This window comes from Virgibacillus siamensis, from assembly GCF_039522605.1.
Lineage (GTDB): Bacteria > Bacillota > Bacilli > Bacillales > Amphibacillaceae > Lentibacillus > Lentibacillus siamensis.
In genome coordinates this window covers 124,597-147,635 of record NZ_BAAADS010000016.1, presented here as the reverse complement: position 1 = coordinate 147,635, position 23,039 = coordinate 124,597, and the positions used below count along the sequence as shown (strand labels likewise).

At 45.3% G+C, this 23,039-nt stretch carries 16 protein-coding genes; 15 read left to right on the top strand and 1 reads right to left on the bottom strand.

The window, feature by feature from the left end; genetic code table 11:
• The first annotated feature begins 378 nt into the window (after positions 1-378).
• The gene (locus ABD010_RS11880; protein WP_343813276.1) at positions 379-906 is read left to right on the top strand and encodes a YwhD family protein; all 528 of its coding nucleotides are present in this window, start codon (positions 379-381) and stop codon (positions 904-906) included.
• Between the two features lie 712 nt (positions 907-1,618).
• On the opposite strand, the gene ABD010_RS11875 is transcribed toward ABD010_RS11880, so the two are convergent.
• Positions 1,619-3,679, bottom strand: a complete 2,061-nt coding sequence (locus tag ABD010_RS11875) for a transglycosylase domain-containing protein (protein WP_343813274.1) — start codon at positions 3,677-3,679, stop codon at positions 1,619-1,621.
• 169 nt (positions 3,680-3,848) lie between these two features.
• Between ABD010_RS11875 and ABD010_RS11870 the strand changes: the two genes are divergently transcribed.
• The 14 genes from ABD010_RS11870 (at position 3,849) to fsa (ending at position 23,030) form a co-directional block, all read left to right on the top strand.
• Positions 3,849-4,289: a YwiB family protein gene (locus tag ABD010_RS11870; RefSeq protein ID WP_343813272.1), complete on the top strand. Its 441-nt coding sequence runs from the start codon at positions 3,849-3,851 to the stop codon at positions 4,287-4,289.
• Positions 4,286-5,956, top strand: coding sequence for an arginine--tRNA ligase (argS, locus tag ABD010_RS11865; protein ID WP_343813270.1), 1,671 nt, complete (start codon positions 4,286-4,288; stop codon positions 5,954-5,956). The genes ABD010_RS11870 and argS overlap by 4 nt, the downstream gene beginning before the upstream one ends.
• A 421-nt stretch (positions 5,957-6,377) precedes the next feature.
• Positions 6,378-8,483 carry a (Fe-S)-binding protein gene (locus tag ABD010_RS11860; RefSeq protein WP_343813268.1) on the top strand — a complete coding sequence of 702 codons (2,106 nt, stop codon included), beginning with the start codon at positions 6,378-6,380 and terminating at the stop codon, positions 8,481-8,483.
• 160 nt (positions 8,484-8,643) lie between these two features.
• Positions 8,644-9,831, top strand: coding sequence for an acetyl-CoA C-acetyltransferase (locus ABD010_RS11855; RefSeq protein ID WP_343813266.1), 1,188 nt, complete (start codon positions 8,644-8,646; stop codon positions 9,829-9,831).
• Positions 9,832-10,044: 213 nt separating this feature from the next.
• Positions 10,045-10,896 carry a 3-hydroxybutyryl-CoA dehydrogenase gene (locus tag ABD010_RS11850; protein ID WP_343813264.1) on the top strand — a complete coding sequence of 284 codons (852 nt, stop codon included), beginning with the start codon at positions 10,045-10,047 and terminating at the stop codon, positions 10,894-10,896.
• Between the two features lie 66 nt (positions 10,897-10,962).
• On the top strand, positions 10,963-12,105 hold the full coding sequence (locus ABD010_RS11845) for an acyl-CoA dehydrogenase (RefSeq protein ID WP_343813262.1): 1,143 nt from the start codon (positions 10,963-10,965) through the stop codon (positions 12,103-12,105).
• A gap of 14 nt (positions 12,106-12,119) precedes the next feature.
• Positions 12,120-13,259, top strand: coding sequence for an acyl-CoA dehydrogenase (locus ABD010_RS11840; protein ID WP_343813260.1), 1,140 nt, complete (start codon positions 12,120-12,122; stop codon positions 13,257-13,259).
• Between the two features lie 124 nt (positions 13,260-13,383).
• Positions 13,384-14,316 carry a methylmalonyl Co-A mutase-associated GTPase MeaB gene (meaB, locus tag ABD010_RS11835; RefSeq protein ID WP_343813258.1) on the top strand — a complete coding sequence of 311 codons (933 nt, stop codon included), beginning with the start codon at positions 13,384-13,386 and terminating at the stop codon, positions 14,314-14,316.
• Positions 14,313-14,975 (top strand): TetR/AcrR family transcriptional regulator, encoded by a 663-nt coding sequence (locus tag ABD010_RS11830; RefSeq protein ID WP_343813256.1) that lies wholly within the window; start codon positions 14,313-14,315, stop codon positions 14,973-14,975. Before meaB ends, ABD010_RS11830 begins: the two co-directional genes overlap by 4 nt.
• Entirely contained in the window at positions 14,953-18,192 is a 3,240-nt protein-coding gene (icmF, locus tag ABD010_RS11825; protein WP_343813399.1) for a fused isobutyryl-CoA mutase/GTPase IcmF, read from the top strand. The genes ABD010_RS11830 and icmF overlap by 23 nt, the downstream gene beginning before the upstream one ends.
• Positions 18,193-18,842: 650 nt before the next feature.
• Positions 18,843-19,397 (top strand): DNA-directed RNA polymerase subunit delta, encoded by a 555-nt coding sequence (rpoE, locus tag ABD010_RS11820; protein ID WP_343813254.1) that lies wholly within the window; start codon positions 18,843-18,845, stop codon positions 19,395-19,397.
• A gap of 470 nt (positions 19,398-19,867) precedes the next feature.
• Positions 19,868-21,478 carry a CTP synthase gene (pyrG, locus tag ABD010_RS11815; protein ID WP_343813397.1) on the top strand — a complete coding sequence of 537 codons (1,611 nt, stop codon included), beginning with the start codon at positions 19,868-19,870 and terminating at the stop codon, positions 21,476-21,478.
• A gap of 207 nt (positions 21,479-21,685) precedes the next feature.
• A complete protein-coding gene (locus ABD010_RS11810; RefSeq protein WP_343813252.1) occupies positions 21,686-22,045 on the top strand; it encodes a response regulator in 360 nt (119 codons plus the stop codon).
• 343 nt (positions 22,046-22,388) lie between these two features.
• Positions 22,389-23,030, top strand: a complete 642-nt coding sequence (fsa, locus tag ABD010_RS11805; protein WP_343813250.1) for a fructose-6-phosphate aldolase — start codon at positions 22,389-22,391, stop codon at positions 23,028-23,030.
• Positions 23,031-23,039: the final 9 nt, after the last annotated feature.

The window sequence follows — 23,039 nt, the reverse complement described above, 5'->3', positions numbered from 1 at the left end:
ATATTGATAGATAGCTAAACATCTCCAGTGAACTAAATCAGCGTTTGATTGGAGTGGAGGGCGGTGACTCCTGCGGGAAAAGCACGAGTCCGAAGACCCCGCAGGAAGTGGGTTTCTTCCGAGGAGGGCTGAGGCCGTGCCCGCGGAAAGCATCCGCCCGGAACGGAAGTCAAACGCGGCGGATGAACATTTTTTAAGATTGTCAAGCAGCAATTAGAAACGATTCAACTTCACCACTGTTGACAGTTTAAGATTATTTTATTGGTGCGAAAGTTGAGTTCATAACTGATGCACGATTTGGCATCAAAGCGCTAGCATGTGAAATACCCCGCCAACCTGTGCTACAATTGAGCCAAAGCTTGAAGGAGGGTCCAAGTAATGAGTTCAGAACAATCTTCTGATAAAAAGAAAACCAATCAGTTTACGATACTAAAGGATGATTCCACTGACGGCCATGGCGGCTATGGGATTGGTGCCATCAGCCTTGAAAATATGTCTCCGGTTATAATTGATCCAAATGAAGACCGGGCGTTTGTTGACATGGGCGCAATGCACGCTCGCAGTGAAGTGGAACGCCGTGTGAAGTTTTTACCGAACAAAGATGAGGTACCAAATGGGAAACTATATTGGATTGTCTGGGTCACGGTGGAAAAAGGTGAAAATGGTCCGTATTTTTCCGGGGTATGCGGCAGTGAAATTCGTGTCGATCGTTCGATTAAACGTGCCTACAAATCCATGCCGGAACACGTGACACATATGGATAAGTCACTGAAAGGCAAGATCATGATTGAGCATATGGATGACCACTCCAAAAAATTATTGAAAGATTTCCTTGCTGACTTTGAAGGCGGGGATTATTGGAATAACTCCGGCAATGTGCTTAAAGAAGCACTTCCGGAATCGTGAACACTTTGTGACTGAATTATGAACAATAATTTAAAATCTTGTACTTTCAACCGGAAATTTGTAAAATATGTATACATGGGCTAACTCATGTATTACTAGGACAAAAAAGAGGCTGACTCCGTTATTGAGAGTCAGCTTCTTTTTTGTTTTGCGCCCTACCGCCCGGGATCGCTTCGGGCGGATGTTTTCCGCGGGCACGGCCGCAGCCTCCTCGAGAAAATCACTCTGCGGGGTCTTCGGACACGTGCTGTTCCCGCAGGAGTCACCGCCCTCCGCTTACCCGGACTAGTGTAGTGGTATCAACCGTTATTCTATAAGCAAAGAGTCATAAACGTAATAATAGCGGAGGAAATACGCGGAGACTCCTGTGGGAGCAGAGGCCTAGATGAGACCCCGCAGCGCGGTAGCGATCTTTTTTGCGAGGAGTGTAACACCACTGAATATGCTTGCAACACGACGAGCACAAGGAGGCTCATCAGCCGCCCACGGAAAGCGACGTGTATTTCCGCAGCGGTGGTAGAGCATCATACTGTGTCGCAGTTTATTTCAATTGTTGGACAGCAACAATGATTATGAAATGTTGTTGAATTTGAGAGGTAGATTAGTTGTAAATTGGACCCTTCAATTGGGAGAGGCAGCGTCAAATGGGAAAGGGGCCAAAAAAAATGAGAAAAACACTCTTTAGATGGGGCCCTCAATCAGTAGCAATGCCTCAAAACAACGCATCAAACAATTTTTCAAAAATGCCTTTATCCTCTTCACGGACCTTCTTATCAGGGTCAGGTTCAATCTCCCCGCCATTGTCTGGCATATGTTTTGTGCAATGTGTCTTTGGTGCGGTGCCTTTTTCAAAATACATCACCCGCCCAGTTTCACAGTATGGTGTTGCCCGTTTACCGGTGACCGGGTCAATCATCACTCCAACAACCCCGTCCGGAGCGGTGAATCCTTGCTCGGGCACGTCCTGGTGCGCAGCTGTCATAAACCCTGCCCAAATATCTTTCGCATAGGCTAATTCCGCTGATTTTACGATTTGATTATTATTGTCATATCCTGTCCAAACTCCCATTACGAGTGATGGACTGTAGCCGATCATCCAGCTGTCCGAATTGGTCGTGCCGGACTTGGCGGCATACGTTCGGTTTAATTCACCGGCGATTGTCGAGCCGGTTACGGACATATAGCCATCCAGTGCGTGATCAAAGATTCCAGTCAATAGTTGGGTCAACACGAACGTGGTCTGCTCATCTAATACTTGCTTGCCGGAGGAGGTATCCCGTTCAAAGACAACTTTTCCGCGCCGGTTAACAATTTTCTGGATCGTGTGTCCTTCGATCTCATTGCCGCCATTGGCAATCATCCCATAGCCGGTTACCATGTCCTCGACAGTAACTGATGCTGTTCCGAGCGCGAGGGAAGGTACTGCCGGGAGTTTACCGTTGATTCCGAATTTCCGTGCGGTATCAACTAGTTTTCCGGTACCAAGGTAAAGGTTTGTTTTAACAGCATACACATTATCTGACAGCGCTAATGCCTGTGCCAGTGATATTGGTTTGTTGGCATAGTAGCCATTGAAATTGCTTGGCTGATATACCTCGCCATCTTCAAGCTTAAAAGCTGTCGGCTTGCTCACCAGCATCGTACTTGGTGTGTAGCCGTTTCGAAGGGCAGCGTAGTACAGAAAAGGTTTAAATGTGGATCCCGGCATACGTTTCGCCCGTACAGCCCGGTTAAACTGGCTTTCCTGATAGTTTTTACCGCCAATTAATGCACGAATACCACCCGTTTTCGGATCCATTGCCATGGCACCAACCTGAATTTCACTGGAATTATCAATAACAGTGGCTGCGTTTTTCTCCAGTTTTTTCTGCATGGACTTATCAAGTGTCGTAAAGATTTTATAGCCGCCGGAGCGGATGGACTCTTTGTCAAGGTCGAGAACCCTTGCAGCTTCTAATAAGACGGTATCCTGAAAATAAGGTGCTGCAGCAGGGTTTTCCTGCTCATCTTTTCCGGAAAAAGCCAGGTTTGCGTGTGCTGCAAGAAAATATTGCTGTTCGGTGATCATGTCATTATCCCGCATAGTCGCCAGGATTTGTTGCTGCCGTTCTTCGGCATTTTCCCTGTCATTTAATGGAGAATAATAGGACGGCCCTTTCGGAATTGCAGCAAGCATCGATGCCTCAGCTAATGTCAGGTCACTCGCCGGTTTATCGTAAAAAAACCGACTGGCCGCTTCGATGCCATATGCACCATGGCCAAAGTAGATTGTGTTCAGGTAGCCTTCGAGAATTTCATTTTTGGAGTAGTACATTTCAATGCGAATCGTATAAAAGGCTTCCTTTATTTTACGGATCCACGTTTTTTCATGGGACAAAAAAAGATTTCTGGCGTACTGCTGGGTTAGTGTGCTTGCGCCTTCCTCCAGTGACATGCTTTTTAGATCAGCAAGGACGGCACCAGCTATTCGTTTCAAATCAAATCCATTATGTTCATAAAAATGCTGATCCTCAATCGCAAGTGTTGCGTTGATCACATGCGGCGATATATCCTCCAGGTCGACCCAATACCGATTTTCAACACCGCTTTCTTCACCGATGACTTCATCATGAATGCCATAATAAATGGTGTTTTGTTCGGTTGTAAGTTTAGGCGGTCCCAGTAAAAAGCTGATAAAATAAACAGATATAAGTGCAGCAACACCAAGCATGGCCATGCCGCCAATGATATATAGAAACCGGTAATATTTATTTTGCGGAAAAAATTTTTTCATACGGCCCTACCCCATTAAACATTATTAATACCATTATGGGAAAAGGATGGCTGAATTAAACGGGAAAGGTCGCATATTTCCAAGTGCGTGTGTAAAATGGTTTTTGTGTTGATAAACAGGTGCCATTATCGCTATAATAGGAAATTATACATTGCAGGAACGGAGCAGGATGAACTTGAAGCCAAAATCCATTACAATTAACATGCAGACAATCATTGATAACGACGGACAAATGGAGTATAACAGGATTAATGCGACCGGCGCGTATTATGAAAAGGGCGATCGCTGCATTCTGACGTTTGAGGAAACATCGGATGACGGTGCACCGATTAAAAACCTGATAACCATCAATCCGGATAAGGTGAGCATTAAGCGCGTTGGTCCGGTTGCGATGCATCAGCAATTTCATACCAGCCGAAAAACGGAAAATGTATTCCAGCATCCGCATGGAAATATACATATGGAAACACATACCGATACAATTTCTTTTCAATCTCTGACGGATGAGCAGAATGGATTTTTGACAATTGATTATTCGGTAAGCCTGAATGGGCAGGAAGAACGGAAACACAAACTGGAATTAACCATAAAGAAGGAGGATGCCGAATGAACGTCCTGGCACAAACAGAAGATATGTTGAAACAGGAAATTGAAGCGGCGGTTTTGCAGGCTGAACTTGCATCCAAAGCAGAGCTTCCGGCAATTAACCTGGAAAAACCGAAAGAAAAAGCACATGGGGATTTCGCAACCAACATTGCGATGCAGCTTGCCCGTATTGCCAAAAAGGCTCCCCGTCAGATTGCCGATGATATTGTGCACCATCTGGACAGTACGAAAGCGGCAGTTGACAAAGTGGAAATTGCCGGACCCGGTTTCATCAATTTTTTCATGAAAGATGACTATCTTGGTGAATTGATTCCGACTATTTTAAACGCCGGTGAATCATACGGCAAAACGGATGCAGGTAATGGGGAAAGAGTTCAGGTGGAGTTCGTTTCCGTTAACCCGACTGGTGATCTGCACCTTGGACATGCCCGGGGTGCGGCGTTCGGCGATGTGCTTTGCAATGTGCTGGAAATGGCCGGTTACCAAACAGAGCGGGAATATTATATTAATGATGCCGGCAGCCAGATTGATAATCTCGCCATGTCGATTGACGTGCGATACAAAGAGGCGCTCGGAATGGATGCAGACATGCCGGAGGACGGATATCGCGGCTCTGATATAATCGACATCGGCAAAACACTTGCTGCCGAGTATGGTGATAAATGGGTACAAACTGACGAGAAAGAACGCCTTGCTTTTTTTAAGGAATATGGACTGAATTTTGAGCTGGATAAATTAAAAAAAGACTTGAACGATTTCGGCGTCCATTTTGACAACTGGTTCTCGGAGCAGTCGCTGTACAATGCCGACAAAGTGAATGAAGCCGTTCAGACGCTGAAAGATGACGGTTATGTCTATGAACAGGATGGTGCTGTCTGGTTCCGCTCCACTGCATTCGGTGATGATAAGGATCGGGTGCTCATTAAACAGGACGGTAATTACACCTATCTGACACCGGATATTGCCTATCATAAGAACAAATTGGAGCGCGGTTATGATCAGATTGTCAATGTATGGGGCGGCGATCATCACGGTTATATTGCAAGAATGCGTGCTGCAATTCAGGCGCTTGGTTATCCGGCAGCAAAATTTGGCGTTCAAATCATTCAAATGGTTCGTTTGTTTGAAAATGGTGAACTGGTCAAGATGTCCAAGCGAACCGGAAAAATCGTTGCACTGCGGGATCTGCTGGATGAAGTCGGTGCCGATGCAGTCCGGTATTTCTTTATCATGCGTTCCAATGATACACCATTGGATTTTGATATGGATCTTGCCAAATCGGAATCAAACGACAATCCGGTCTACTATGTCCAGTATGCTCATGCAAGGATTTGCACCATGCTCAGACAGGCCAACGATAAAGGATTTGCAATTGACGAAACGTACAATGCTGACCTGCTGACCGCGGAAAAGGAAGTCGAACTGCTGAAAAAACTCGGCGAATTCCCGCAGACGGTTGCCGATGCAGCACAAAAGCAGACACCGCATAAAGTTACGCAGTATGTGTTCGACCTCGCATCCCTGCTGCATAGTTTCTACAATGCAGAAAAAGTGTTAAACCCGGATGACCCGGAACGAACCAAAGCACGCATCGCTCTGATGAAAGCAGTGCGGATCACGATTCAAAACAGCCTCCAATTGCTTGGGGTTCATGCACCGGAGAAGATGTAAAATTCCTGTATTACTTTAAAAGTGGTTCGGGTGCTTTATACGTTCATTTGTTCCATGGAGCCCGGAATTGGGACCAATTATATAAAAACGGAATAGTTGAGTATTGAGGCGTCAGCATTTGAAGCTGGCGCCTTTTAGACATCATAGAAGGTGAAAAATAGGCCCCTTTATATAATTACTATCGAAACCAAATCATCAAAGGTGGCATGTAATGAAAAATTTATAACGTCTTATTAAACAGGCAATACAGCCCACTCAATTTATGACAAATGTCACATTTCACAAAAAATGAGTTGACTGAATGATCATTCACTTATAAAGTATAACTATAGACATTTCTCATAGGTTCATTTTTTTATTTTACTGAAAAATGCAATCGTTGTCATTTTACGTTACAATACTTACAGAGGGGGAGCGAGAGATGGACACATTTTTACTTATAAATGCACTGGCGTTCGCAGCTATTGTCATCTATGGTGTATACTTGTTTGCCAGAGTTGTGACAACGCGAATCGCATACATTAAAATGGGGAAGAAATCAGATTTTGACCGTGATTTTAAAGAACGGTTCCGCCGGATTGGCAAAATTGTTTTTGGACAGTCCAAGCTGCTGAAAGATAAAAAATCAGGATCCATTCATGTCATGATGTTTTATGGTTTCCTGCTCGTCCAATTCGGTGCAATCGACTTATTTATAAAGGGGCTTGCTCCCGGCAGTCACTTGCCGTTCGGGCCTGTATATCCGATCTTCACGTTTTTCCAGGAGTTGGTCGTGTTAATGATCCTGGTTGCGGTGGTGTGGGCATTCTACCGCCGCTACATTGAAAAAATCGTCCGCCTGAAGCGCGGGTTTAAAGCGGGACTTGTGCTGCTTTTCATTGGTACATTGATGTTGTCTGTTCTGATGTCAAATGGGATGGAAATCATTTGGCTGGATGAAATCGATCCGGGAATATCTCAGCCTGTTGCCAGTTTAATAGCTTTAGCATTCGGCTGGCTGCCTGAAACTGCTGCGGTTGCACTGTTCTTTGTGTTTTGGTGGGTCCACACCATTACCATTCTGTCATTCCTGATCTATGTACCACAATCCAAACACGCACACTTGATTGCTGCACCGGCCAACGTGTTTTTGAGTAAACGTGTACCAGGAAAACTGAAAAAAATAGACTTTGATATTGATGAAGATGAGGATGCCGATGAAATCTCTTTTGGTGTCGGTAAAGTGGAAGATTTCGAACAGCACCAGATGATTGACTTTTACGCCTGTGTGGAATGCGGGCGCTGTACCGATGTCTGCCCGGCATCCGGAACAGGAAAAATGCTGTCACCGATGGATATCATGATTAAAGCGCGTGATCACCTGACACAAAAAGGTGCAGCAGTTACCGGAAAAAAACCATGGGTACCGACCTATGCATTTTCAGGCACGGCTGGTAATCAAATGGCAACTGCTGATGGAGCAGTCAGCAAGATGGAGGCTGTCAGTCTGATTGGTGATGTTATAACGGAAGAGGAGCTTTCCGGCTGTACGACATGCCGTAACTGTGAAGACGCATGTCCGGTTAATAACGAACACGTCGGTACAATCATTGACATGCGCCGCTATCTGGTAATGACAGAAGGAAAAATGGATCCGGAAGCCCAGCGTGCTGTTATGAACATCGAACGTCAAGGCAACCCATGGGGACTTTCCAAAAAAGACCGGGTCAAGTGGCGCGAACAGGATGAGGATGCATACATCCCGACTGTCAAAGAGCTGAAAAAAGAGGATAAAGATTTTGAATATCTTTTCTGGGTAAGTTCCATGGGGTCATTTGACAATCGCAGTCAAAAAATCGCACTTGCGTTTGCCAAGCTGATGAACCAGGCGGGAATCAGCTTTGCGATTTTAGGAAACAAGGAACAGAACTCCGGTGATACGGCACGCCGCATTGGAAATGAATTTTTATTCCAGGAAATTGCCGAGAAAAACATTAAGGAATTCAATAAACATGATGTGAAGAAGATCGTAACCATCGATCCGCACGCATACAATATTTTCAAAAACGAATATCCAGATTTCGGTTTTGAAGCGGAGGTGTATCACCATACACAAATGTTGTATGACCTGGTGATGAACGGCAAGCTGGAGCCGAAGCGGGAAATTAATCAGCGCCTGACATACCATGATTCCTGCTATCTTGGACGATACAACGGCGTATATGATCCGCCAAGAGAAATTCTGAAATCAATACCAGGACTTCAATTGATTGAAATGGAGCGCAGCAAAGAAAACGGTATGTGCTGCGGTGCCGGCGGTGGTCTGATGTGGACTGAGGAAACAACCGGTAACCGGATTAACGTTGCCCGCACCGAACAGGCGATGCAAACAGAATCCACGATGATTTCCAGTGCATGTCCATTCTGTCTGACCATGCTTAGTGACGGTACGAAAGCGAAAGAAGTCGACGAAGACATCAGCACAATGGATGTTGCGGAAATTCTTGCACTGAGTGTTTTCGTGGAAGAAGAAGTAAAAACAGCATAAGTGCAAAACAGAGGGGTGAAATGCCCCTCTGCTTTTAAGCCAATACCTGAGCGAGCGTTCAATCGTTTTTTGATTGCAACTTCACAGGTGGGATGATACGTTAAAAGAAAGCGTTGCCACATGAAACTATAAAACTAGTATAGAAAAGGGAGCTGACGAAATGCGTAAAACCGTTATTGTATCAGGCGCCAGAACACCATTTGGGAAATTTGGGGGAGCGTTGAAACCTTTTACTGCCCCGCAGCTTGGCGGAAAAGCAATCCGTGAAGCATTGAACCGCGCCGGACTTGATGAAAAAGAAATCAATGAAGTGATCATGGGAACTGTTTTGCAGGGCGGTCAGGGCCAGATACCATCACGCCAGGCTGCACGCGTTGCAGGCATTCCATGGGATGTTAAAACAGAAACGGTTAATAAAGTATGTGCATCAGGACTGCGCAGTGTAACCCTTGCCGATCAGCTGATCCGCGTTGGTGATGAAGACGTGATTGTAGCCGGGGGGATGGAAAGCATGAGCAATGCGCCGTATTATCTGCCGGATGCGCGCTGGGGCAATCGTATGGGTGATAAGCGTGTTGTCGATATGATGGTTCATGACGGGCTGACATGTTCGTTTAATAATGTACACATGGGCAGTTACGGAAATGGCACTGCCGAAGAATTTGATGTATCCCGTGAACAGCAGGATGAATGGGCATACCGCAGTCATCAGCGCGCCGTAAAAGCGATCGAGGATGGCAGATTTGCTGAGGAAATCGTTGCGCTTGAAGTTCCGCAGCGTAAAGGTGATCCACTTGTTGTTGATACCGATGAGGCACCTCGTAAAGACACGAGTGTTGAAAAACTTGCGAAATTGCGTCCGGCGTTTGACAAAGATGGCTCCATTACTGCCGGCAACGCCCCTGGTGTCAATGACGGTGCATGCGCATTTGTCGTGATGTCGGATGAAAAAGCGGAAGCACTCGGTAAAACTCCAATGGCAACCGTACTGGGGCATGCTGAAGTAGCAGTTGATACAAAGGATTTCCCGCAAACACCGGGACTCGTCATTAATAAACTGCTTGAAAAAACCGGCTATGCGAAAGAAGACATTGATCTGTTTGAAATTAACGAAGCTTTTGCTGTCGTGTCACTTGCCAGTGGCAAAATTGCCGGTATTGATCCGGAAAAAGTGAACGTGAATGGTGGAGCAGTCGCACTGGGACATCCAATCGGCGCAAGTGGTGCACGAATTATTTTGACATTGATTCATGAACTGAAGCGCCAGGGCGGCGGACTTGGCATCGCAGCCATCTGCAGCGGCGGCGGTCAAGGTGATGCTGTTTTGATTGAAGTACCGAAGCAGTAGTCTTTCGCAACTGTCTGCAACTGTTTTTGTTGGGAAATTCGTTTAACTGTTAGAGTTTTTGTGTGAAGTGCCATAGTTTTCAACTGAGGTGCTAGAAGTTCACGGGTCAAGTGCTAGAAGTTCACAAATTTTTTGCGGCAACACGATTTATATGGAAATAAAAACATTTCCTGCTGAGACAAAGAAATAGTTCAATCAAGGAGGCAACAAAACATGGCGATAGAGAAAGTAATGGTAATAGGCGCCGGACAAATGGGGGCTGGCATCGCCCAGGTATGCGCCCAGTCAGGCTTTAAAGTTCTTTTAAATGATGTAAATAAAGAAGCGCTGGATAAGGGAATGAAAAATATCGAAAAACTCCTCGCCCGTGCTGTTGAAAAAGAACGCATCAGTGAATCAGACAAAACCGATGCCATTAACCGGCTGACACCTTCAACGGAAATTAAAGATGCCGGGTCATGTGACTTAGTGATTGAAGCAATTGTTGAGAATATGGACGTGAAAACAAAAGTGTTCAGTGATCTTGATGCGTTTGCTCCAAAACATGCGATTTTGGCATCAAACACATCATCACTGCCGATTACGGAAATTGCAGCAGCGACAAAACGGCCGGAACAGGTTATCGGGATGCACTTCATGAACCCGGTTCCTGTCATGAAGCTTGTCGAAATTATCCGCGGTATCCAAACCAGTGATGAAACGTATCAGATTATTGAAGAGATGGCGAAAAAATTGTCGAAAGCGCCGGTTGAGGTGAATGACGCGCCCGGGTTTGCAGCGAATCGTATCTTAATGCCGATGATCAATGAAGCAATTTTTGCGGTGCACGAAGGGGTTTCATCGGTTGAAGATGTCGACACTGTTATGAAACTGGGTATGAATCATCCAATGGGACCGCTGACATTGGCTGACTTCATCGGTCTTGATACATGCCTTTACATTATGGAAGTGCTGTATGAAGGCTTTGCTGACAGCAAGTATCGTCCATGTCCATTGCTCAGAAAGTATGTTAAAGCCGGATGGTTAGGTAAAAAATCAGGCCGAGGCTTTTATCAGTACAGTTAAATACAGCGCAGCACGATAATCGAAAGTTGAAAATCAACAGGAAGAACAGGAAGGAGGGCAAACAGAATGAACCTGCATTTCACCGAAGAACAGGAAATGATGCGCAAAATGGTTCGCGATTTTGCCCAGAAGGAAGTAGAGCCTCGTATTAAACAAATGGAGGAAGAAGACCGTTTTCCGGAAGAAATTATTCATAAAATGGGGGAACTCGGGCTGATGGGAATCCCGATACCTGAAGCGTACGGCGGAAGCGGCATGGACTTCACGTCATATATTATTGCCATTAATGAGCTTGCAAAAGTAAGTGCGACGGTTGGTGTTATTTTATCTGTCCACACATCAGTTGGTACAAATCCAATTTTGTATTTTGGAAATGAAGCACAAAAAAAGCATTACATTCCAAAATTGGCATCCGGGGAATACCTGGGTGCGTTTGCTGTGACGGAACCTGGTGCAGGGTCTGACGTGGCAAGCATGAAAACCAGGGCGAAAAAAGATGGCGACCATTATATTATGAACGGATCCAAAATTTTTATCACGAACGGCGGCTCGGCCGATACATTCATTACTTTTGCCCAGACGAGCGATGAGGCAGGCTCAAAAGGAGTTAGTGCTTTTATCATTGAACGGGGAACACCTGGATTGGAAATCGGTAAGGCGGAAAAAAAGATGGGGCTGCATGGTTCCAGTACTGTCCAAATAAATTTTGATAACTGCAAGGTGCCAAAAGAACAGATGCTTGGCAATGAAGGTGACGGATTTAAAATTGCAATGGCTAATCTGAATGTCGGCAGGATTGGGATTGCCGCACAGGCGCTTGGTATCGGTGAAGCAGCACTTGAGCATGCTGCCGCCTATGCAAAGGAACGGAAACAATTTGGCAAGCCAATCGCTGCCAATCAGGGTATATCTTTTAAATTGGCGGATATGGCAACAGAGGTGGAAGCAGCAAAACTATTAGTCTATAACGTTGCGTCATTGGTGGAGCGCGATATCCCGGCAGGCAAACAGGCATCGATGGCAAAAATGTATGCATCCAAAACAGCCCGAAAAGCGGCCATCGAAGCAGTGCAGGTTTTCGGCGGATACGGCTATACCGAGGATTATCCGGTTGAGCGCATTTTCCGCGATGCTAAAGTAACTGAGATTTACGAAGGCACGAATGAGATACAGCACATTGTAATCGCCAAAAATCTTTTGAAGGACTAGGGAGGAAGACGGAAATGGATTTTCAATTGACGGAAGAACAGGAAATGCTGCGTAAAATGGTTCGTGATTTTGCCAAAAATGAAGTGGAACCGTCTGCAGCTGAGCGCGATGAAGAGGAACGCTTTGACCGGAGTATTTTTGATAAGATGGCTGAACTGGGATTGACTGGAATTCCATGGCCGGAAGAGTACGGCGGAATCGGGGCGGACTTTGTAAGTTATGTCATCGCGGTTGAGGAATTGTCCCGTGTCTGCGCATCGACTGGTGTAACGTTGTCGGCACATTTGTCACTTGCCAGCTGGCCGATTTACAAATACGGAAATGAAGAACAGAAGAAAACATTCCTTCATCGCCTGGCAACCGGCGAGGCCTTGGGTGCATATGCCCTTTCCGAACCAGGGTCAGGCAGTGATGCAGCAGGCATGAAAACCGTCGCCAAAAAAGACGGGGATGATTACATTTTGAACGGCAATAAAGTCTGGATCACCAATGGCGGTGTAGCAGATCTTTACCTTGTTTTTGCCATGACAAATCCGGAAGCGCGTCATAAAGGGATCAGCGCATTTATCGTTGAGAAAGGAACAGACGGATTTACATTCGGTAAAAAGGAAAAGAAACTCGGCATCCGTTCATCCCCTACAACGGAACTAATTTTTGAAAATTGCCGGGTACCAAAGGAAAATATGCTCGGTGCTGAAGGTGACGGATTTAAAATTGCCATGACCACACTTGATGGGGGCCGCAACGGCATTGCCGCGCAGGCACTTGGAATCGCTCAGGGTGCACTTGATGCCGCGACAGATTATGCGAAGGAGCGCGAACAGTTCGGCAAACCAATCGCAGCGAACCAGGGTATTTCCTTCAAGCTTGCTGATATGGCAACTGAAGTCGAAGCGTCACGCCTCCTGACTTATCAGGCAGCATGGCTCGAATCAGAGGGTAAGCCATACGGAAAAGCATCTGCAATGTCGAAATTATTCGCCGGTGACGCCGCAATGCGCATAACCGTAGAAGCCGTTCAGGTATTTGGCGGATATGGCTACACGAAGGATTACCCGGTTGAACGGTACATGCGCGATGCGAAAATTACACAAATCTATGAAGGAACGAACGAAATCCAGCGCTTGGTTATTGGCCGGATGCTGACGAAATAGGCGTGATTTGCCTGATTCGCTTTGGGTTGTTAGAAGTCTCGATTAAAGTGCTTGAAATTTATCAATAAGTGTTAGAAGTTCACAAATTCGAACGCACGCAACCAGCAGAAAGGATGATCAAAACATGCACCCTCTTGTGGAGCAGATTAATGAAAAAAACATACGTGCACTGGCTCGTGCCATCACAATGGTGGAAAATGATCATCCTGAGAAACTCGATATGCTGAGCGATGTTTTTGCAGCAAAAAAACACGCGCGGTATGTGGGACTGACCGGTTCGCCCGGTGCCGGCAAAAGTTCACTGGTTAACCGGATGATCACGCATATCCGTAATGAAGGAAAGACAGTCGCGGTCATAGCGGTTGATCCAACCAGCCCGTTCAGCGGAGGTGCGCTGCTTGGCGACCGTGTTCGGATGAATGAACATTTTACCGATGACGGTGTGTACATTCGCAGTATGGCGACACGCGGCAGCCTGGGCGGTCTGGCCAGGGCAACCAAAGACGCGGTCCGGATTTGTGATGCGTACGGTTTCGATGTCGTGCTTGTCGAGACGGTTGGAGTCGGTCAGTCTGAACTCGACATCATGAAAATTGTCGATACCACGGCACTTGTTTTAACCCCGAACAGTGGGGATGTCCTGCAGATTTTCAAAGCAGGCATTATGGAGATTGCCGATTTGTTCATCATCAACAAGGCAGATTTACCTGGATACGGTAAATTGAAGGCATTATTAAAAGAACTTGTCATGATGACAGCAAAAGGTGATCAGGAAACGCAAATCGTCAAAACGATAACAACGGAAAATAAAGGGATTGACAAACTGTGGCAAAAAATCAGTGAGCATCATGACTTTTTATACAGCACAAAAGAAGGCCAAAAACGCCGTCGATTTCAGCAGCAGCTGGAGGTTTATGAGCTGATTCGTGAAGAAATCTGGCGTGATGTAAAAACATACGTTGAAGAAAATAACAGGGACATAACAATCGAAGCTGACAGCGACCCATATCAGCTCGCACAAAATATTTTTGAAAAATGGAAGGAGGACAACGGATGAGGCAAAACAAAATCCTTTCTTCTGTAAAAGACGAGAATCTCGTTGAAAAACGCCGAAATCAAATGATTAAAGGAGCAATCACCCTTTTTAAAGAAAAGGGTTTTCACCGGACAACGACACGGGAAATCGCCAAAGAATCGGGTTTCAGTATTGGAACCCTTTATGAATATATCCGAACGAAGGAAGATGTGCTTTTTCTTGTGTGTGACGCGATATATCAACAGGTGAGGGAGCGGCTGGAAGCGGCAATTGATCTGAAAAAGCCCTCGGTTGATAACCTGGAAAATGTCATCCGTTCCTATTTTGAACTGATGGATGATATGCAGGAGGAAGTTATTATCCTGTATCAGGAAGTCAAGTCAATGAAAAAAGAAACACGCGAATATGTCCTGCAAAAAGAACGCGATATGGTCGGCATGCTCGAGGAAGTGATTGTTTCGTGCGTTCCGGCTGACCTCGCCAAGCAGGATGTAAAACTTTTGGCAAATAACATTTTTGTCCAGGGTCAAATGTGGGGATTCAGACGGTGGATGCTGCAGAAGCAATTCACCCTTGATGAATATATCAAACGTCAGACCCACTATTTTATGCAGGCGCTGGCAATTCATAAAAACACGAACGACAGGAGGATTGATGATGGAACAAGTGCAACTGTATAAACCGGAAAATCCCGTTCGTTTTGTAACGGCATCAAGTTTGTATGATGGCCATGATGCGTCCATCAACATTATGCGCCGGATTCTTCAGGCAAGCGGAGCAGAAGTGATCCACCTCGGCCACAACCGGTCCGTTGAAGAAGTGGTCCATGCGGCAATTCAGGAGGATGCGCAAGGTATCGCGATTTCATCGTATCAGGGAGGTCATGTTGAATACTTCAAATATATGATTGATTTGCTGAATGAATTAGGTGCTTCACACATCAAAGTGTACGGCGGGGGCGGGGGTGTCATTATCCCGCGGGAAATTAAAGAACTGCATGAGTACGGTGTTTCACGGATCTTTTCACCGGAAAACGGCCGTGAATTGGGTCTTCAGGGTATGATCAATCAGATGCTGGAGGAATGTGATTTTCTCCCGCCCATCGACTTGAAACAGGATCAGGAAAAATTGGCAGCAGGTGAGCGTCAGGCAGTTGCCCGGTTCATAACGTATATGGAAAGCAGCCAGGATGATGATTCTCAGAAACATTCCATTCTGAAAAAACTGCAGGAACAATCCAACCATGCCCCGGTTATGGGGATGACCGGTACCGGCGGCGCGGGGAAAAGCTCCCTGACCGACGAACTGATTCGCCGCTTTATCAATGAGGTGCCTGACAAGAAAATTGCCATTATCTCGATTGATCCGACGAAAAAGAAAACCGGCGGCGCATTATTAGGTGATCGGATTCGGATGAACGCTATTTTTACCGATCGTGTATATATGCGCTCACTGGCAACACGCGATTCGAGAAGTGAATTATCCAAGGCAATCCAGGATGTCATTGATGTTGTGCGTGCAGCAAACTACGATTTTATCATTGTTGAAACAAGCGGAATTGGGCAGGGTGATGCAGCAATTACTGACGTTACTGATCTGTCGATGTATGTGATGACGGCTGAATTTGGTGCACCGTCACAACTGGAAAAAATCGATATGATAGATTTTGCTGATTTCATTGTTATTAATAAATTTGAGCAAAAAGGTTCCGAGGATGCCCTCAATCAGGTACGTAAACAGTACGAACGCAGTCATATGCTGTTTCATGAAGATAAAACGAAATTTCCTGTTTATGGTACCATTGCAAGCCAGTTTAATGATGCCGGAACAAATTCCTTGTTTGCTTCGATCATTGATACATTAAATGAAAAATATGACTGGGACAATGCGGTTGATTTTGAACGGAATATCATCGCACAAAAAGATAACATGATTATAACGAATGAACGCCGGCATTACTTGCGTGAAATTGCCACACATGTCCGCAATTATCATAAGCATGCCGATAAACAGAGTAACATTGCCCGGAAACTTTACCAGCTGGAAGGTGCAAAAGAAATACTGGACGACGAGAATGCTGTTGAAGCAATCAATAATTCAATGGAAACGTACCAGGATGAATTGGATCCGAAAGCTAAAAAAATGCTTCATGGGTGGGACGAAACGAAGGAACGTTACAGCGGGGATAAGCTGACATATACGGTTCGTGACAAAGAAATTGAGATCGATCTGACAACGGAATCACTTGCCGGATTGAAAGTTCCTAAGGTTGCCTTCCCGAAATTTACGGATTGGGGGGAGCGTCTGACCTGGCTGATGAAGGAAAATGTACCAGGCGTATTTCCGTTCACGGCAGGTGTTTTCCCGTTCAAACGAAAGGGAGAGGACCCAACCCGTCAGTTTGCCGGCGAAGGAACGCCAGAACGAACCAACCGCCGTTTTCATTATTTATCCAAAAATGAAGACGCTAAACGGCTTTCGACTGCTTTCGACTCCGTGACTTTGTACGGCGAGGATCCGGCTGAACGTCCGGATATATATGGAAAAGTCGGTGAAAGTGGTGTGAGCATCTGTACATTGGACGACATGAAAAAGTTGTACAGCGGTTTTGATCTGACCGACCCGAAAACGTCCGTGTCAATGACGATTAACGGACCGGCACCGATTATTTTGGCGATGTATTTTAATACGGCAATTGATCAGCAGATTGCCAAGTTTAAAGAAGAAAATAACCGTGAGCCGAACAGAGAAGAGTACGAAGCAATCCGCGATGAAACGGTATCCGTTGTCCGCGGCACGGTACAGGCGGATATTTTGAAAGAGGACCAAGGTCAGAACACCTGTATCTTCTCAACCGAATTCGCACTCAGGATGATGGGGGATATCCAGCAGTACTTTATCGACAAACAGGTACGCAACTATTATTCCGTATCGATTTCCGGCTACCACATTGCCGAAGCTGGAGCAAACCCGATTACACAGCTTGCTTTTACGCTGGCAAACGGATTCACGTATGTGGAGTACTATTTAAGCCGTGGAATGGACGTAAACAAATTTGCGAAAAACCTGTCGTTCTTCTTTTCAAACGGACTCGATCCGGAGTACACAGTAATCGGACGTGTAGCCCGCCGCATCTGGGCTGTCACGATGCGCGATAAATATGGCGCCAATGAACGAAGTCAGAAGTTGAAGTACCATATTCAGACTTCCGGACGCTCACTGCATGCCCAGGAAATTGATTTTAATGATATCCGGACAACGCTGCAAGCACTGCTGGCGATCCAGGATAACACGAATTCCCTGCATACGAATGCATATGATGAGGCAATCACGACACCGACAGAAGAATCTGTCCGACGCGCGATGGCCATTCAGATGATTATTAATAAGGAATTCGGTCTGACGAAAAACGAAAATTCCCTGCAAGGATCGTTTGTGGTAGAAGAACTGACAGATCTCGTGGAAGAAGCAGTTCTGCAGGAATTTGAAAAAATGAACGACCGCGGCGGCGTACTTGGTGCGATGGAGCGTCAATATCAGCGCGGGAAAATCCAGGAAGAATCACTTTATTATGAAGGCAAAAAACATTCCGGTGAGCTGCCGCTTGTCGGCGTGAATACGTATATCAATCCGAATCCGCCATCAGAAGATCAGATTGATTCGATGGAACTTGCTCGTGCATCCAAAGAGGAAAAAGAGCACCAGATCAGTGAACTGCATAAATTCCAGGATGCAAACAAAGACCACACCGAAGCAGCATTATCCAGGCTGAAGGAAACTGCGGCATCAGGCGGAAATATTTTCGTTGAATTGATGGAAACTGTAAAGGTCGCCAGTCTTGGCCAAATTACCAACGCACTTTACGAAGTCGGCGGGCAGTATCGAAGGAATATGTAGGAACAAAAACGAACAGATCCACCCCGTTACGGAAAAACTGTAAATTTCATGAACAAAGGCGTAAGCGCCCGTTTAGCGACGTACAAACTGCGCCCTGCCATGCAGGGTGGGTCGGCGTTGCCGCGCAAAGCGGCGAAGTTAGCCGATCTTCTTTAATCCGCAATGAGATAAAGGAAACACGCCCCTTCATAGGGGTGTGTCGACGTTGGCGCGGGAGGCCGGTTTTAGTCGGCCTTCCTTAAAGTACGAACCGATGTTGACTTTCACCGCAAGGGTATAAGTGCGACTAAGCCTCTGGTTTCACCAATCGGCAAGTCTTCTTTATCGTAGTGAGGAAGTGCGAAGTTTGGGACTGCGCTAAATGCTCGTCCCACCAAGTTCACTGCTAGTCGCTGGGCACTGTAGCCGGACGTGGCTTTTCATTAATATAAAAATTATCCACAAGTAATAAATTTTATAGTTTCCTATGCATTGATAAAAAGTTGAGAAAACAAGTTTTTCTCAACTTTTTTCAGGTATTCCAGGCATATTCAATTCAGATTTGATTACAATGTATGTTATGCTTTATAATATGCATTTATAAAATGGACATAATGATTTGATGAACAGACAGCATCACCTAAATACATGTAAAAAGGGAGTGCGGTAGCATGGGTTTGAACGATTACAGCCGCGAGGAAATGCAAAGAATGCCAATGGTTGATTTGGCGCATCATATTTTATCAGGTAAACAGAAAGCTGTTCATTACAGCGAGTTATATGATCAGGTTGCTGAAATGAAAGGGTTTACCGAAGAACAAAAAGCGGGATACCTTTCCCAGTTTTATACAGATCTGACGGTTGATGGCCGGTTGATAACAACAGGCTCCGGTATCTGGGGTCTGAAACGCTGGTACCCTGTCGAACAGATTGATGAGGAAGGCGGGGCACCAAAGAAGAAAAAGAAAAGTACGACGAAAAAGAAAGCAACAAAAAAGAAACAGGCAGCTAAAAAGAAAGAACCGGAACCGGAGCCGGATGTTCCCGAGAATGACCTCGAGGTGCTGACGGATAAGTTTGAAGATGAAGCAGCTGACGATGAAGAAGACCACCTTGACGGCGGCTTCGATGATGAACGTGACGATTATGATTACGACGATGAGGAACACGACGAAGACGAAGAATATGATGACGAAGAAGAGGATCAAGAAGACGAAAAGAAATAAAAACCCTGCTTGACTTTTTCATAGCGTATGCGTACAATTTTTATTGGGCTCTTTAATTTAAAAGATACAAAGCGTTTCCCCTTACCAAAAGAGGGGAGCGCTTTTTTTGTTTTTTGGTTCTTTTTTTATCCGTGAATCACAGCGGAGGAAATACACGGAGACTCCTGGGGTAGCTGAGGCCTAGGTGAGACTCGTAGTGCGTCAGCGATCTTTTCTGCGAGGAGTGGTGCTTCTCCGAAATTACTTGCAACACGACGAGCACGAAGAGGCTCAGCAGCCGCCCCCGGTAAAGAAGACACTGCGAAAGCTTGCTTGAGCAGATGTCGCACTTATGCTCGAAAGTGAAAGCGAAGTGTATTTCCGGAGCGGTGTCACAGCTCATACAAAAGATAAAAACGGCAATAAAGCTTTTCATGATTTATTTTTCACACAAACGAACATATTAACAATAGAAAGAAGAGGGATGTATGATGACGAAATATATATTTGTAACCGGGGGCGTTGTTTCTTCGTTGGGAAAAGGGATAACTGCTGCTTCATTGGGACGGTTATTGAAGAATCGCGGATTAAAAATTACCATCCAGAAATTTGACCCATACATTAATGTCGACCCGGGAACGATGAGTCCGTACCAGCACGGTGAAGTTTTTGTAACTGAGGACGGTGCGGAGACAGACCTTGACCTGGGACATTATGAACGGTTTACCGATATTAACCTGAACAAATACAGTAACATTACAACGGGAAAAGTGTATTCCAGTGTCATTAAAAAAGAGCGCCGTGGTGATTACCTCGGTGGTACGGTGCAGGTTATTCCGCATATTACCAATGAGATCAAGGAACAGGTTTTCCGTGCCGGACAGGAAACGAAGGCTGATGTTGTCATTACCGAAATCGGCGGTACAGTCGGTGACATTGAATCATTGCCATTTCTGGAAGCAATCCGGCAGATTAAAAGCGACATCGGCAGAGACCATGTCATGTACATCCATTGCACACTTGTTCCATACATTAAGGCGGCAGGTGAAATGAAGACAAAACCGACTCAGCACAGTGTGAAAGAGTTGCGCTCGCTGGGGATTCAGCCGGATGCGATTGTACTGCGAACCGAACTTCCGATCAGCACGGAAATGAAAGAGAAAATTGCGCTTTTCTGTGATATCGATGAACAGGCAGTAATTGAAATGATTGATGCGGACACATTGTACCAGATTCCGGTATCTTTGCAGGAGCAGCAGCTCGATCAGCTTACCTGTAACCACTTTGGCCTGGAGTGCGGCCCGGCAGATATGGATGAATGGATGAAACTGGTCAATAAAGTACGTGGCCTTTCAAAAACCATTACAATCGGCCTTGTCGGAAAATATGTGGAACTTCCGGATGCGTATCTTTCGGTTGTTGAGTCGCTGAAACACGCTGGCTATTCCTATGATTCCAATGTGGAAGTGAAATGGATTAATGCTGAGAAACTGGACAAAGAGCACATCAAACAGGAATTGAAAAATGTGGATGGCGTTCTTGTTCCAGGTGGATTCGGCAATCGTGGAATTGAAGGAAAAATTGAAGCAATCCGTTACGCCCGTGAAAATAAGGTTCCATACTTCGGCATCTGTCTGGGGATGCAGCTGGCAACAGTGGAATTTGCCCGAAATGTACTCGGATTGGACGAGGCGCATTCGGCTGAAATAAATCCGCAGACACCATATCCGATCATTGACCTGCTTCCGGAGCAGAAAAATATTTCCGATATGGGCGGCACATTAAGACTTGGTATCTATCCATGCAAGCTGGTTGACGGTACGAAAACGAAAGCCGCCTACCAAAATGACGATCTTGTTTATGAACGGCATCGTCACCGTTATGAATTTAACAATGAATACCGCGAGCAAATGGCAGATAACGGGTTTGTCTTTTCCGGGACAAGTCCGGATGGCAGATTGATTGAGACAATCGAAATTTCGGATCATCCGTGGTTTGTAGCTTGTCAATTCCATCCGGAGTTCAAGTCACGTCCGACAAATCCGCAAGCATTGTTCGAAGGGTTTATCGGAGCGGCACACAAACAGCGGAACGATAAATAGTATGCAGGACCTACACACTGTGAGTTTAACCTCTTCATTGTGTAGGTCTTCTGTATGCGTCCGCTACAAATTACTTATTTCTTGATGAAAAGTGCTGACGCGGAAGGATATTTTCAATTTACGTTGAATTAGTTATAATGTGCAAAAATCGATATTAGGGGAAAAAATTACACAATTGCGATACGGGGATGGGGATGGTTATACATTATGACAAGAGAGATTCTGGTCGTCGATGATCAGCCTGGTATCCGCCTGCTCTTGCAGGAGGTTTTTACAAATGAAGGCTATCATGTAACGACTGTGACAACTGGAAAAGAAGCGCTTGATAGGCTGTTCAGTAAAAAATTCGATTTAATTATGCTGGATTATAAATTGCCTGTAGTTGACGGCATTGAAGTGCTGAGGGAGATGAAAGACGGTGATATTTCAACGCCGGCAATTATTATGAGTGGACTTCCGGAAGATATCAGCACGGAAGCCGAACAGTTAAGTCCGGTGAAAAAAGTTCTGGCAAAACCGTTTAATGTTCAGGAGGTTTGTGATTATACCAAAAGTTTGCTTGGATAATGACGAATCAAAACAGCCGATGATTGCATCACCGGTTGTTTTTTTGTGAGGAATTAGCACTTGGGCATTTGCTCTTGCCACTTCCGTCAGTAGTTGGTATTCTAATATTGTAGCAAAATTATAGACAAAATGACTTTGGTATTTTTGGATAGGCGGGTTGCATGGCTTTCATAATCATGGAATCATTGTCATATTGACGAAAAAAGCCGTCGAATAATTGTGCTTTTACAGTATTATTGTCGAATTGAAATCGGATAAATGCAGTTGAAATATCCGCATCCGGTTCATTTGAGCGGAAAAGAGTCATAAGCATTAATAATGCAGGAAAGTGGGGTAAATAATCATGAAATTTTTTATCGATACAGCGAATATTGATGAGGTACGTTCTGCAAATGACCTTGGAATTCTTGCCGGCGTAACGACTAACCCGAGCCTGGTGGCAAAGGAAGGTGTTTCTTTCCATGACCGATTAAAGGAAATCACCAGTGAAGTGGACGGTTCCGTCAGTGCTGAAGTAATTGCCGAAGATGCAGAAGGTATGATTAAGGAAGGCAAGGAGCTTGCCGCGATTGCACCAAATATTACGGTCAAAGTTCCGATGACACTGGAAGGCTTAAAAGCAGTTAAAGCATTCAGTGATTTGAATATCAAGACAAACGTTACATTGGTTTTCAATGCAAACCAGGCACTGCTTGCAGCACGGGCAGGTGCATCATACGTATCACCATTCCTTGGCAGACTCGATGATATCGGGCATGACGGAATGGACTTAATTGCAACGATTTCGCAAATATTCGATCGTCACGGCATCGAAACTGAAATTATTGCTGCTTCAATCAGACATCCACTGCATGTTATCGATGCAGCAGCAAATGGAGCACATATTGCAACAATCCCATACAAGGTACTGGGACAGCTCGTCAAACATCCATTAACAGACCAGGGCATCGAAAAATTCCTTTCTGATTGGAATAAGCAAAAATAAATACATGAA

Excerpts from the sequence above, each read along its gene's own strand:
- ABD010_RS11880 (WP_343813276.1), top strand. The coding sequence starts at position 379 with ATGAGTTCAGAACAATCTTCTGATAAAAAGAAAACCAATCAGTTTACG.
- ABD010_RS11860 (WP_343813268.1), top strand. The coding sequence starts at position 6,378 with ATGGACACATTTTTACTTATAAATGCACTGGCGTTCGCAGCTATTGTC.
- argS (WP_343813270.1), top strand. The coding sequence starts at position 4,286 with ATGAACGTCCTGGCACAAACAGAAGATATGTTGAAACAGGAAATTGAA.
- ABD010_RS11810 (WP_343813252.1), top strand. The coding sequence starts at position 21,686 with ATGACAAGAGAGATTCTGGTCGTCGATGATCAGCCTGGTATCCGCCTG.
- rpoE (WP_343813254.1), top strand. The coding sequence starts at position 18,843 with ATGGGTTTGAACGATTACAGCCGCGAGGAAATGCAAAGAATGCCAATG.
- icmF (WP_343813399.1), top strand. The coding sequence starts at position 14,953 with ATGGAACAAGTGCAACTGTATAAACCGGAAAATCCCGTTCGTTTTGTA.
- pyrG (WP_343813397.1), top strand. The coding sequence starts at position 19,868 with ATGACGAAATATATATTTGTAACCGGGGGCGTTGTTTCTTCGTTGGGA.
- meaB (WP_343813258.1), top strand. The coding sequence starts at position 13,384 with ATGCACCCTCTTGTGGAGCAGATTAATGAAAAAAACATACGTGCACTG.
- ABD010_RS11855 (WP_343813266.1), top strand. The coding sequence starts at position 8,644 with ATGCGTAAAACCGTTATTGTATCAGGCGCCAGAACACCATTTGGGAAA.
- ABD010_RS11850 (WP_343813264.1), top strand. The coding sequence starts at position 10,045 with ATGGCGATAGAGAAAGTAATGGTAATAGGCGCCGGACAAATGGGGGCT.
- ABD010_RS11830 (WP_343813256.1), top strand. The coding sequence starts at position 14,313 with ATGAGGCAAAACAAAATCCTTTCTTCTGTAAAAGACGAGAATCTCGTT.
- ABD010_RS11845 (WP_343813262.1), top strand. The coding sequence starts at position 10,963 with ATGAACCTGCATTTCACCGAAGAACAGGAAATGATGCGCAAAATGGTT.
- ABD010_RS11870 (WP_343813272.1), top strand. The coding sequence starts at position 3,849 with ATGAACTTGAAGCCAAAATCCATTACAATTAACATGCAGACAATCATT.
- ABD010_RS11875 (WP_343813274.1), bottom strand. The coding sequence starts at position 3,679 with ATGAAAAAATTTTTTCCGCAAAATAAATATTACCGGTTTCTATATATC.
- fsa (WP_343813250.1), top strand. The coding sequence starts at position 22,389 with ATGAAATTTTTTATCGATACAGCGAATATTGATGAGGTACGTTCTGCA.
- ABD010_RS11840 (WP_343813260.1), top strand. The coding sequence starts at position 12,120 with ATGGATTTTCAATTGACGGAAGAACAGGAAATGCTGCGTAAAATGGTT.